This window comes from bacterium, assembly GCA_040757115.1.
Classification (GTDB): domain Bacteria; phylum UBA9089; class CG2-30-40-21; order CG2-30-40-21; family SBAY01; genus JBFLXS01.
The window spans coordinates 18,055-32,333 of record JBFLYA010000015.1; the positions used below are offsets into that span (position 1 = coordinate 18,055).

General features: G+C 34.5%; 5 protein-coding genes. All 5 read right to left on the reverse strand.

The genetic code is table 11. The features are described 5' to 3' along the window. Positions 1 to 147 precede the first annotated feature (147 nt). The 5 genes from AB1422_02265 to AB1422_02285 all read right to left on the reverse strand — a co-directional run bounded on the left by AB1422_02265 (position 148) and on the right by AB1422_02285 (position 13,589). A complete protein-coding gene (locus AB1422_02265) occupies positions 148 to 1,920 on the reverse strand; it encodes a secretin N-terminal domain-containing protein (GenBank protein MEW6618169.1) in 1,773 nt (590 codons plus the stop codon). Between the two features lie 637 nt (positions 1,921 to 2,557). Beyond that, positions 2,558 to 3,766, reverse strand: coding sequence for a hypothetical protein (locus AB1422_02270; GenBank protein ID MEW6618170.1), 1,209 nt, complete (start codon positions 3,764 to 3,766; stop codon positions 2,558 to 2,560). Between the two features lie 13 nt (positions 3,767 to 3,779). Next, complete coding sequence (locus tag AB1422_02275) at positions 3,780 to 4,703, reverse strand: hypothetical protein (protein MEW6618171.1); 924 nt, start codon at positions 4,701 to 4,703, stop codon at positions 3,780 to 3,782. A 555-nt stretch (positions 4,704 to 5,258) separates the two neighbouring features. Next, the gene (locus AB1422_02280) at positions 5,259 to 5,696 is read right to left on the reverse strand and encodes a DUF4304 domain-containing protein (protein ID MEW6618172.1); all 438 of its coding nucleotides are present in this window, start codon (positions 5,694 to 5,696) and stop codon (positions 5,259 to 5,261) included. A 15-nt stretch (positions 5,697 to 5,711) separates the two neighbouring features. Next, positions 5,712 to 13,589: an RHS repeat-associated core domain-containing protein gene (locus tag AB1422_02285; protein ID MEW6618173.1), complete on the reverse strand. Its 7,878-nt coding sequence runs from the start codon at positions 13,587 to 13,589 to the stop codon at positions 5,712 to 5,714. Between the last annotated feature and the right edge of the window lie 690 nt (positions 13,590 to 14,279).

Here is a 14,279-nt window from a genome sequence, read left to right on the forward strand (position 1 = left end):
TACAAGTATTTTTGCATTTTGCATTGTAATTTTGATATTTGCATTTTGATATTTACATTAAAGTTCTTCTTGCTATCGCTCTCCCCAAAAGAGGAACCTATTTATGAAAAAGCAATTAGCCTTGCTGCTCAAGACTGTTCTGCTGCTCTATTTTTCTTCTCCAGTAATAATTTTAGGGGTAAGTAAAATAACAAGTTCTGAGTTAAGTTTCTTAGTCGTCTCTTTCTTAAATAAATAGCCCAGATATGGGATATTCCTTAAGAAAGGTACTTGAGCAATCTCCTTGGTTTTCTCTTCCTTTACTAACCCACCAATAACAATGGTCATCCCATCTTTTATCCTTATTTCGCTTTCTACATTAGAAGTCTCTACGACAGGGAGGTTATCATTTACATATCTTGTTACAGCACTTACTTCGGGTTTTATCTTTATAGTAACAAAATCATCCTCACTTATCTTTGGGGTAACAAAGAGTTTTACGCCCACATCAATATAAGTTACCTTTTGCACCTTAATCGGATTCCCTTGTTGTGGAACTACAGTCTCTTCAGTGATATAAGGCACATTACTTCCCACTAAAATTTTTGCTTCTTCCCCGCTTATTACTGCTACTTTGGGGGTAGAGAGTAATTTTGTATCTCCAATAGTCTTTAGTGCCTCTAAGAGTATATGATAATCATCGGTATTTAATACCCCTGCCTCTATCCGAATTCCTGCCTCACCTTGGGTTAACGCACCAAGGTTAGTCTTGATATTCAAGTTATCCGTCTGCTGGGCTAAATATTCCCAGTCTATCCCAAATTTAAACTCATCTGATAAATTTACCTGGATAATTTTTGCCTCAATTACTACCTCTTTTGTCTGGGTATCACAGGTAGTAACAATCTCTTTAATCCTCTTTATCTGACAAGGCAAATCACTTACTATAACCTTATTTGTCCTTTTATCCATCTTAACTGTTCCTATCTCTTTAGTTAGCTCATCCTTTATCTTTTCGACTATTTCTTCTGGTTTAGCATAGTTAAGGGTAAAAATTTCTGTGCTCAGCTCGGGATAGTTATCAAACTCTGTAATCAATTGGGAAATTACCTCTACCTTTTCAGATATATCCGTAACAATAATCTTCTTATTTAAAGAATCCGTTTGAAGTTTTCCATCTCGGGATAGGAGACTCTTTAATACTGGTTCTAACTTCTGGGGTTGGGCATAAGTAAGGGTAAAAGTCTTTGTTATTGATGGGGTATCTAATACTTTGATAATCTCTTGCATCTGCTGGATTAATTCTGGTAAATCAATAATAATAAGTTTATTTGCCCGTTCATCTATAAATATTTTACCGTCTCTGCTCTTTACTCCATTAAGTAATTGAAGGATGGAAGTCGGTTGAGCATATTTTATTTCAAGCATTCTAAGTATTTTGCGGTCGTTCGCCTTTTTACCATATAACTGTTCATATTCATGATTAGCCATAACCTTAATTAATTCATCTTTCTTTTCATAAGCTAAATCATTCACCTCGCAGATGACCTTTAATGCATCTTCTACACTTATCTCCTCTAAGAATATCGTAACTCTACCCTGCACATTCTTGCTGGCAACTATATTCATTCCACCTTTTTTAGCCAGGATATTAAGCACATCGATTATTTCCATATTTTTGACATTAATGGTTATTTTATTACTCAGGGTGCGTTTAGTTGGGGTTTGAATTTCGGCAGGAGGTATCTCTATTTCTCTATCTGTTGTCGGTAATGGAGGTTGTGGTCTTTCTTGTTCTAATCTCAGTTGTTCCTTTATTTTTTCCCGGACCTCTTGAGGTAATGTCTCAGGAGGAAGTGGTATTTCCTTTGATTCCTCTGCTTGAAGAGGGGATAAAGATAAAACGATAAGTAGACATAATAATATTTTTAATTTATTCATAAGTGCTTCTCCTGAAAATAGTTTTTTCACGCAAAGGACGCAAAGGTAATTTTGTCCTTATTTTTCTTTGTGGTCTTTGCGTGCTTGGCGTGAAACTTCCTTTCTCTTGAAAAATCGGACTTCTTTTCTGTTTTTTTATCTGCTCAATCCGCTAAATCCGCTTACTACTTATTTTCATCTTCATTTGTGCCCACTCACGGTGGGCATGAGCGTTTCCCCTGAAAATAGTTAATTAGAGATTAGAGATTAGAGAATTAGAACCTGCACTCTTGCTAATCTCTAATCTCCAATCTCCAATCTCTATGCTCAATTTTCATCCCCCTTTGTGCCCACTCCCTGTGGGCATGACCGTTTCCCCTGAAAATAGTTTTTTCACGCAAAGGACGCAAAGGTAATTTTTCCCTTATTTTTCTTTGCGGTCTTTGCGTGCTTGGCGTGAAACTTCCCTTCTCCTGAAAATCGGGGTTCGGGGTTCGGATTTCGGGGGTAGGGGATTCTTTTATTCCCGAGCCCCGAGTCCCGAGCCCCTTAATTTTCATCCCACTTTGTGCCCCGCCAGGGCATGAGTGTTTCTCCTGCCTACTACATATTATATATTAATTTATCCAGATGTCAACTATAAAGTAAAAATTTGAAATTAAAATTCATAATTTATACCTAAGCTAAAATTAATAGAATGATAATTATACTTATAAGTTTGCTCATAGGCTGTGTTGGATTTTGAGATGTCATAATAGACCTTTGCTTTTAAATTCCATCCTTTAGAAAGAGGATAAGAAGTCAGGAGAGTAAATATGTGCTCTTGCTTATCCAACTTTTCTTTTAAATAATTTCCTTTTTTGTCCTGGAGGGGCCTTCCTTTATATTTTCGATAAATATAGTTGTAATTTAGATGACAGGGTATATCTTCACAGAGACGAAGAATTAAGGAGGGTGAAATTTTATACTCATTATAATCAAAAAAGTGAAGATAAAGGACAAGACTTTTGGTATCATAATAGTTTTGATTAGATATTCTTTGATTCAACTCAATTGTTAATTTTACTGCTATCCAATCTTTTAGATTATTAACAAAACCTATCTCTATCCAATTGATTTTTTCCTTCCTTTTCTCCTCTGAAAAAGGATATTCCGTTCCACTTTTAGGTTCTATTTGAACCAGATCATCTATGTAGTCTTTCCACAAATGAATATAATTAAAAGAGTAAATTTTCTCTCTACCCTGTATATCTACCCCAACCCATATCTTATGTCCATAATAGTCTTCTACCTTATGAGGACCTTTTTTATAAGTTTTATAATATAACCCTTCATAATAAGGGTATCGTCGAAGATAGAATTTATATCCTCCTTCAAAGATTGCAGGGAGTCTGGATACATAGCCTTTATATTCTATTCGCTCTTTTATTCCCCAATCATAATAATTATACAGACCACTGGTTAAACTTTCATCATTTGTGCCTTTTATTTGCTCCTTAAAATATTGAAGGGAAAGTTTACTTTCAATTTTATCATTGAATCTTCGTATATAACCTAGACTTACAAATTGATCCAATAGCTTATCTGTCCAGACTACCCCTTCTTCTGTCTGGGTTTGATCTGTTTCTTCGTAAGATATTTCATAAAAAGGAATAAGAAGATTGCTTTTATCAAATTCAAAAGGTAACCCAATATTCAACTGAAGGTTAATCCCTAAAGATTTATCTTCTCCCCTTAGTTTGTAATATCCTCCACTAAAATCTGCATTAATTAAAAAGGACTCCTTTAATGCTGCCCAGGCTGGTATATTAAAATACAGGAGTCCTAAGAGTAGTGTCCAAAATAAAATCATTCTTTTTATAAGCATAGAAAATTACCTTTTAGTACAAAACACCAAACAGATAAGTGTTAAATCCTCCCCCTACTAAAGATTCTTCACTTGCGTATCTTAAAAATATCTTTGGTACCATAATAGTATCAATTGTCCTGCCTTCAAACTCTGTTGCTGTATAGATGGTCTCAATATTATAATCCCTTTGCAATCTTTCAATCTCTCTTAAACCTGATGGTTCCCAGCTAATGGAGTTACCTTCATCATCGATGATATAACTTTCTCTTTTTAAGAAGGTATTATTCCACCAGAAGTCTCGATTACTCCATTTTCCACCATTAGGATATTTACCGTTACTCCAATTTGGTTCATGAGCCTCAAAAGAAAAAGACTCAAAGTCAACCTTTAGTTTATCATTATTATTCACTCGCCAGACAACTTTTTCTGGACATAAGATCCACCATTCTCCAGTTTTTTCCTTCTGGGCATTAAAAAGGTCCATTACCTCAGGTTTTTCACCAGTCCATTCATACTCTACTGAATCAATGGTGTTGGATAGATGGATAGTCTGTTTTTCTGCATACCATTCTGGATAACCTGGCCAATCCCATCTAAAGGCTATCTGAGTTATATCTTCAGGTAAATCTTTATTAAATTCTTGTAAAAACCAGAGAGAATTCAAGCTTCCTTCACGATGAGAAAAGCTTAGAAATTTAACCTGGTCAGCCTGAGGTCTGAGCACATACTCCTCTACCCTTACCCTATTGCCGTGTATATCAGTAAGCACCTTTTCTAACTGGGCATCATATTGTCTTGTAATTTGAGTCTCCTGTCTATCAAAGGATATATCACTCCTCTCCTCTGCTATCTGGGTTCGATATTCAGCCCTTTCAGCTAAACCCAAAGCATAAGTTAAATTACACCCAACTAAAATCATAATTCCTGCACTTCCTAAAACAAATAGTTTCTTCATTTTTACCGCCTCCTTTTCTCAAGGGTTAAAAATAATAATGAATTAGAATTGAGTTTGTTATCTACCTAACGATAAAGTTCAGGTGCGGAGGGGAGAATTACCACAAAAGTTTGATAGCAAGATAAAACTTTGAGAGACCACAAAACTCTGACCACGGCACAGTCCCCCGCCGTCAACTGCAACGCAGGGTTAGACAAAAGCTCTGATTCGCTGTCTTTTCCTTTTCCTCTGCCTCACCGAATTATTGTGCATTCCACATTCACGGTTGACCCTAAAATATCTCCTTTTTATTTTCTCACACAAAGCCACAAAGAACACAAAGGTTTATTGTTTTATTCAATTCCTTTGTGACTTTGTGTCTCTGTGTGATTATTTTTATTATTCTAATCAAATGAATATTCTTCTATTAGTGTAAATTGAAGGTTTTTTATACCAGTGAATGGAAATTTATTAATATCCCCACTGCCTATCTGCTTCTTTATATTCCCAAAGAATAATCAGTCTCTTTAGTGTCTTTAGTGTCTTTAAAAAAGTTAGATCCTCTCTTTGCTATTATTATGAAAAACCCAAAATCTGTTTAGCTTGTAATGTTATTTGGTAAAGCATAACAGGTTTTTTATTTATTAAAGTTTTTAGATTATCAACCGATAAAATAGGTTCAATAAGTTCCATTATATTATTATTTAAAATATTTTCCAATTCTTTTTCAGTTATATTTTCTGGTTCAAAATAATCAGTTGTTTTTCCTTCTTTTTCATAACTAAAACGAGCTCTAACATCTCCATCCATATATTTTTGTTTTTTATGTTCTTTGTTTAATTCTTGTAAAATATAACCTACATTTATATAAAATCCTTCTGAATAAGATGATTTTTGCACTCCTATTACCAATAAAATGTCATTGGTTTCTTTTAAAAAAGAACTTCCTTTTTTAGAGAATCCTTTCTTTTTTAGAAAGTCGCTAATCACTTTTTGAAAATATATTGACTCCATTTTTATTTATTTTCCTTAATAAGTTTCCAGTATAGTTTTCCATCCAGAACCATATAAACTTTCCACTTCTTTTAAATAATTTTGAAGTTGTTTTTCCCCCAACTTTATAGCACTTGGATTATTTGGTTTTAATTCATAAATAATCTTTTTTTCAAGATCAATGAAATCTACTTTTTTACCGCTTGGCAATCTAAATTCTTTTATCCTAATTCCTTCTAAAACTTCATCAGCTTTAAAAAGTTTATGGATAGCACGACCTTTAGCGATTGCTTCGGCAACTTTGGGATTAGCAATGCCTCGCTCTCCACTCTTTACAGCTTTAAGTGCCGCGCCAATTTTTTCCGCAGCCTTTTCTCCCGCCCTTGCTGTTTTAAGTGCTACGCCAGCGCCACCTGGAACACCTGGAATAAAGGTTGCCCCTAAATCAACTATAATTGCTCCAGCGCCAATCCAACTTGGCGCCATAGCAAACTCTACAACACCAACACCCAAGCTGGTTACATCCCAGACAGTCTCTGCTGCCTCTCCATCAGGGTCAACATACTTTAATGGATTATTAATTCCATAGGCATAAGGATTCAATCGTTGTGGCTCCCGCAGAATTCGTTGTGATGGAACACGCTCAATCGCTGGATCTGAGATAATAAATCTACCTAATTCAGAATTATAGTACCTTGCTCCATAGTAGTATAATCCTGTCTTTTCATCAAATCTCTTACCTGTAAACCCTATCTTGTAAGCACTTCCTGGAGAAGCCTTACCACCAAAAGGATAATAATCCTGAGTGGTATAATTATCATCTAGACTATTGGTAATCACACGAGGAGAGCCAAGATAATCATTATGATAATAGTAAGTTTGGTACTTAGTGCTCGGTAGGGGATGTTCAACTCTTGCTATTACTTGTTCATTAGCATGAATATAGAAGATATTATCAATAGGTGTTAGCGAAGTAATATCAATAGTCTTTAGTTGCTGGAAATCCTCACTAATTGTTATTATCTCAATATCATCTATATACCAGCCTTCATAATCGTTATACCACCCATCTACTGTATCAAAACTAAATTTAAGTTTTATATTATTTATAGTATAAGGTGATATATCGAAAGATTCCTCATGCCAATCTTTATAACAGGGACCTTCGTTACAATCATTGTAAAATATCCGATGCCAGGATATACCATCATAAATCTCTACCCTCATATTATCATAGTCTCCATAGGAATAAGATTCATGTTGCCATCTTGTCTTGAATTTTAAGGTAGCATTATTTACAGTGGTCAGATCAATAAATGGTGAAGTTAACGCACCAAAATTCCTATTTCTACCAGTATCATAATTTGTTCCATTATTATAAGCAAAACAGTATTGAGAGCTATAATTTTTGGTTTTAGAGCGATTCCACAAACCATCATATAACCAGAGATTATCCTGCGGTGCTTCCTCTTTTTCAAAATCAGCATTAAAGGAAGATGGTTCAACTCTAACATTATCTATATACCAACCTTCATAATCGTTATACCATCCATCTACCGTATCAAAACAGAATCTTACTTTTATTAGTTTACCGGCATAAGCTGAAATATCCAATAATTCCTCATGCCAATTTGTAGATGCCTGTCCTTCATTACAATCGTTATAAAATATCCGATTCCAACTTTTACCATCCCATACCTCTACTTTTATGTTATCATAATCTCCATAAGAATATGATTCATGTTGCCAACGGGTCCAAAATCGTAATTTAGCCGTTGTTACCTTGGTCAAATCAATAGTAGGTGAGGTTAAAATTCCAGAGTTTCTTCCACCAGTATTGTAATTAGAGCCATTGTTATAGGCAAAGCTATAATTAGAATTATAACCTTTACCCTGTGCCCGATGCCAAAGCCCAGTTGTAGTCCATACATTTGGCTCAGGTAATGTTTCAAAATTGTCTTTAAATAAAACAACCGATTGAACGGTTTTTGTGCTAAAATTCTCTTCGTAAATTATCTCTCCTCCAGCATTATAATGATATAGAGCAACTAAAGTAATTGTTCCATCATTAGTAAATTTCTTAACCCTTTTCCCATCTCCATCATATACATATCCCTCAAGCCACTTTCCATCTTGATTAACCTCGACTAATCTATTTTCATAATCATATAAATAGGTAAAAGTGATTCCATTATAGCTCTTAGATTTTAGGTTGCCATTATCATAATATGTATAATTATAAAGATTATCTGAGATAAGGCGGTTAGGATGTGAAGCATAATATGTGTAGTTACGAATAGAGGTGCCTGATGAATCTTGAACTCTTGACCATGTCCGATTTCCTATTTCATCATAATCATATTCTATTTTTAGATTACTTGTAGGATTGTAATCTATTGAGATTAGCCTATCTATAGAATCATAATCATATACTACAAATGGAGTGTTAGTCTGGACTAACTCATTATATTCCTCCTTAAGATTTCCTGCTGGCTCATACTTGTAATACCTGTGGAAGATAGGAGAGGTCTTAACTACTGTTACTTTCTTCATCCAACCTCGAGGATAATAGTCATAGTTAGTTATAAACTGATTATTATAAGTGATGGATGAGATATCCCCATTAGGTTCATAAAGGTATTTTTCAACTATTTTATTCAATCCTTCTACTTCAATAAAATCTACCCGATTGAAGATATTATAACTATAGATAATCTTTTTATTAGAAGGGGTAATTATCCAGTCAATATTACCTGCTGAGTTATAATGATAGGTAGTAGTATATGTTTGACCTACTCCATTTATCTTCCTTCTTTGTTGAATTAACCTATTACACCTATCATAGCTATAATTAGTTACTCCTACATCGTCTATCATATTTGTACGATTTCCAGTACCATTTATTCCTTGATCGTAGGTATAACTTACCTTTTGAATAAAGTCTTCGCTGGACTGTGGATTGTTTACTTTCGGATCATTTATTGGGTCACTACCAGTGTAATTTAATATCCCCTTTGCTATCACTCTATCCAACTTATCATATCTATATTCTACCCAATTACCTGCCTTTTTCTGTTCGGCATCTCGACTAAACCTTAAATTGCCATTTAAGTCATATTGATACTCCCTCCTTCCACTGTCTAAATGGTCCACAGCAAGTAATCTATTCAATGTGTCATAAGTATATTTAGTCTCATGGCCATCTTTGTCTTGAATTATAGTCAGGTTGTCTAATATATCATAGGTATAATTAGTAGTAAGATTATAAGTCTCTCCTTCGTCCGGAGAGTCTTCCTCTACTTTAACTAACCTACCTAATTTATCAAATGTAGTTCTCTTATAATGACCATTTTCATCTTTAGTGGTTACCAGATGGAATCCAGCATTATCATTCCTATGGGTAATAGTCACCACGCCAGTGGGCTCTGGATAGATAATCTTGTAAGTTCTAAATAATGAATCATAGTGATATTCCGTATAGGTATTTGGTCCTTCTGATTCAATGTAAGGAGAATATTCCTTTTTTATCTTTCCAATCTCGTTATATTCAACCTTACTACATACACTTTCCCCTGAAGAGGTATAATTTATTGTAACATCAAGTAGTTCCTCACTTGCTGTGGAAACACATCCTTCCAGATATACCTTCCAGCGCAAGTATCTTTTAACTGGTGAATTAATAATTCCTACAAATTTACCATTTTGCCAGTGTCCCGTTACTTCCTGAGCTTTTGATTCCTCCCAGGTAAACTCACTCGTATCACTACTTTGGGTTTTAATTTTAATCGATATCATAGGCAGTCCGTGAAAATCTACATTTGCAGAAAAAGTCCCATAATTATGCAATGTAGAACCAAAATCAATCAATGGAGAAAGAAGTGAACCTAAAGAGACATAGATTAAACCACTAAGATTGAAAGAAAAAGAGGGATTTGAAGGGCCATGCCAGCCATCCCCATCCATATCTTCAAAAGCAAATGTCCTAAGAATTATCTTATTTGAATCTAGACTAACTAACCCACAATAATTTGAATCTTGACTTGACCACCATGGATTAGATGCACCAACGCCATTAGAAGAATAACTTTTAATCTGGGGAGAAGATATAAAAGAGGGAAAGAAAACATATTCCATTGTATATTCATGCACATCTTGATTAGTCCACAGTCTCCCATCAAAAAACTGTTTATTTCGATGGCCACATACGCGTTCACTTGTTTTTCTAAGCCCACTCTGGGCTATTTCTTTGGTAACAATACTTCTTTTAACAGTTCCTGAATTGGTTATATCAATTCCTTCACCTGCACATCCCTTCCATTCTGTTTTATTGTTCCATGTCTTTGTGTGAGATATAATTGTATTTGTATCATTTGTTTTTGTTTTAGTTTTTATCAATTGCCCCAGTCCATTATAATATTTAGTGGTTTCTTTTTTTATTTCATTATTTATCTTTTCAGAGATGATAATCCTATTCAAATCATCATCAGAGGAAAAGTTTCCATAATGATAACTATATTGAATAGTTGGAGAATCAAGGGTATCTTCTGGCTTTATTATTTTCTCTAATCTACCAAAGATATTATATCTATAAATAGTCGAATTCCCATTAGCATCTGTTAAAGTATCTATATCTCCATTCTCATTATAATATGTATCTACATAATGTCCTAAGGCATTTTTAATACTGGTACAATAGGCATGTTTTAATTCACTGGCACTATTACTTCTTGGATTATCATTATCACCAAAATAGTAATAGGTAGAATTGCCATTAGCATCCGTTTTTTGTAAAAGATTACCATAGGCGTCATAGTCAACATAAGTAGTAGTACATGTATTCTCTCCAGCATCATATTCTTTATCTCCATCTTTATCTAACCACCTATATTCTGACACTGGATATATCTGAATTCCTTCAGTATCATCAAAATCTTTATATAAAGTAATCCTTCTATTTGCTAATGTATAATTGTTAAGTTTTTGGTCTTGGATTGTTACTGTCCCTACTTGATTTATCATATGTTTATTTTTCATATCATCATAATATTGAAATGCATAGGTGTTTTGTGTTACTCTATTTCCATCATTTCCATGTTCGGTCATAGTTCCCACTAAACCATTTATTGGATTATAGAGATAATTTATCTCTTGATATGTGCTTACGGTTCCAATTGTAACATTTCCAGATGCAGACCAAGTAAAAACTACACCTTCTGGAGGGTTTGGATACCACTCTTGAATCCAATCTCCAGCAATATCGTATATATCCTTTAACACATAACATTTTGCTTTAAAACCATCTGTTCTATTTTCTATAACCTGCATTCCTCCCCAATAATTATTTGCACTAACAGATAGTTGTGGTGGTTCGTTAAAGGTTATACCATAGGAGACATCTACTATTGCCCAAACATTGTAGATAGCTAACTCAACCCACCAGATACTTACCTTTTTATTAGAGCGTTCTTCTTGAGCCCCTCTACTTCCGTTCTTACTTCCCGAAAGATATCTTGTTTCAATACTCTCTACCCCATTATATGCAGTTTTATAGGTATTTAATTTTGCCCAACCACTGGTTAATTTTTCCTTTCCACCACTCCATGTAGCCTGGTCTTCAAAGGTATATTTATTTTCAACTATTTTAATCGCTTTATCTTCCTGGGTGTAATAAGTTATCTTTGTTAATAATCCCCGTCTATAATCCATATCATATTGCCATTCATCGCCTTCATTAGGATGGGTATAGGCATTTGTAAATTCATGAACACTATATCCAGAAGGTCTGGCTGTAGAATTATTAGAGTCATAGCCTGGAATGACAGTAACCTTACAGTAACCTACATAACTGTCAGCTTCATGACTACCAATATAAATTCTGTCATTAAGTGACTCACAAGGAGGAGGTTCTATAGGTGTAGCACCACTACTTTCTCCATAATTATTGGCATCTCCATCCCCTTCCTCTAAATCATAACCCTTTACATTATATAGATATCTAACAATTTGTTTGTTTCCAAGACCATCTGAGATGGTTATCGTTTTTACCCTTATTCCACCCCCATATTGAGTTCTATAATCATTATCTATAACTCCCCATAATCCCTCATTTCTACCAGTTCCTGCCGCTTTATTTCCTACATGGGCGTATCTATCTGACTCATACTCCCATTCAATTGTTCCACCAGTAGGATAAATTACCTTTGTTAAAGACCATGCCTGAGGAATAATATTTTCCAGTCTACAACTGGAATTATGATTATCTATTGAACCATTGGAATAATAATAACCCCAGCGATCCCATTTATACTTATCCCAGGTTGGATTTTGGGAATAATATTCAAATCTTGTTGGAGGTAAAGCATTACCTCCATTTTTGCCTCCTCTACCATATTCTGTAATTTTTGATAAGGTTAACTTGCCTACAGGGGATTCAGGAGCACCAGAACATAACGGATTGGAATTATTATATTCGCAATAAATACTCTTAATAATCTCAGAAGAATTATTTTTATTATATAATTGTATTTCTGCTAACTTCATAGGAGGGTGGTTACTTCCATTAGAAGTTGCTACAAAAGATGCTTTATGTGTAGGTGTTTCTATTGAAGTCAGATGAGCTAATTCTCTTTTGCCCCATGAGGAAAAATATGTTTTAAACCCTTTATCATTTCTACCTTCATATTCCCCTCCATCAGAGGGATTATGAAAATTATACTCACCATCAACTTGATAATTAAACTTAACCCAGTTACCTTTATCATCCCCACCATTATCAGGAATTAAATCTCCATTACCATCAATATAATCTGGAGAAAGAATAGCTGTTAATAGCCATTTATATGGGTATGGGTCAAGGAATTCTGTTTTAAGCCTTCCTTTTGTATCTATATCATCTATAATTCCAGGTACTTTCCCCTCAAATCTTGTCTGCCACCCTCCAGATTTTACTAAGAGTGGTTGAGCATAAACATATTTGGTACCATCTTTTTCGGTAATAACAAATTTTTTTATCCCGTTAGAAATAGATGCAGACAATTCATACTCTATCCTTACAGCATCATCCACTTCAGAATTAGAAGATGTTTGTCCACATGTACGTTGTAGATGGAACTTTCTACTATTAGGACTTCCACTTAATACCAATTTATTGCTCTTACCTATTCCTGAAAGATAATATAAATCAGGTGTTGCTCCATCTCGAGGGTCTTCATCCTCTAAATTATGATGGTTGGTATATAAAAATCCACCATCTGAAAACTTTTGATCACGAATATCTATATCTGTTTCTCCTACACTCACACTTCGACCAGAAACATAAGGTTTTATTTCAGTCCCATCATTATTACCCCAACTTACACTAAAACCCATTCCTCCACTAATAAAAAATTGGAAAATTCCCTCGATTATTTGTTCATACCACTTCCTGGGACCAACTTCTATTTGTCTAAAGAAGTGTACATTTTCTTTCCCTTTCCAGTAATCATCAGGCCAACTTACTACCTCTCTTGTAATAACTCCTGGACATAAATCAAATCCTAATCCTACCCACGATGCCATTTGATTGACTCTAATTCCTGCCTTGTAAGTTAGTTCAACAGGATAATCTAATTCTCCTCGACCAGGTACTGTAAATAGTGGAATCTTCAGGTTCATATCGCCAGTATAAAGATCAACTGTAGATTCATCCAGACTAATACCCTTTGGAGTAAAATTATAGATTTCTGGTTCACTGCCAAAAACTACCTGAGTTCCTACTACCCATGTTGAGACACAAATAAAGCAGGCAATTAATTTTAGCCTGCTTAAAAAACTTAAAACCCATTTTAACATCAATTCCCACCCTCCACTTAAAACTCCTTTCATTCCGTAACCTCTCTCTCTCTTATACTTACAACTCTTATTTTGTTTTAACATTTTTTAATACCCCCTTTTTCAAAAATAATAAAATAAAAAAGGTAATATCTGTGATTCAGACACTGGACATCAGACACAAGACTATAGACTCTATTTATGCAGGAAATTAGTGACATCTAGGAACTCATCCTCAAAACTTCACTCCCTGAATTTTTTCTAAGCCATACCTACAGAAGTATAGGCAGGTCTCCCACGCCTTCATTCTTCTGCAATTTCTGCCCGCTTTAGTCTGAAGTCTGATGTCTATAGTCTACTGTCTGAATCACACAGAAATGTGTTATTTAAGTTTATAAAATTATATATAACACACAAATAGAGTTTTGTCAAGTGTTTTTTTGAGGGTGCAGAAATTCTCGGTGAAAAATTAGATAGAGGCTCATTATCCCTTATTTTTCTCTCAAAATGTTTACGAAAAATATTTTTTTCTATCTCTCCTAAACATAGATGAATTCAGTCTCTAAAAATTCACCGAGAATTGCTGGTATAATACTTTTATATTTCAAAGATATTAAAAAAGATTTATAAAAAGTCATCCAGACTACCTGATATATGATATAATCCTGAAATCGGCAAGTAGCTGAGTAAAAAGGGGAGAGGGGGGTGAAAAAGAAGGTTATTTTGACAAATTTGGAAGGGAATTAAGGAGAAGATGAAGGGAATTAGATAACGGATAGAAAAGAGATGGGATTA

Excerpts from the sequence above, each read along its gene's own strand:
- AB1422_02265 (MEW6618169.1), bottom strand. The coding sequence starts at position 1,920 with ATGAATAAATTAAAAATATTATTATGTCTACTTATCGTTTTATCTTTA.
- AB1422_02270 (MEW6618170.1), bottom strand. The coding sequence starts at position 3,766 with ATGCTTATAAAAAGAATGATTTTATTTTGGACACTACTCTTAGGACTC.
- AB1422_02275 (MEW6618171.1), bottom strand. The coding sequence starts at position 4,703 with ATGAAGAAACTATTTGTTTTAGGAAGTGCAGGAATTATGATTTTAGTT.
- AB1422_02280 (MEW6618172.1), bottom strand. The coding sequence starts at position 5,696 with ATGGAGTCAATATATTTTCAAAAAGTGATTAGCGACTTTCTAAAAAAG.
- AB1422_02285 (MEW6618173.1), bottom strand. The coding sequence starts at position 13,589 with ATGTTAAAACAAAATAAGAGTTGTAAGTATAAGAGAGAGAGAGGTTAC.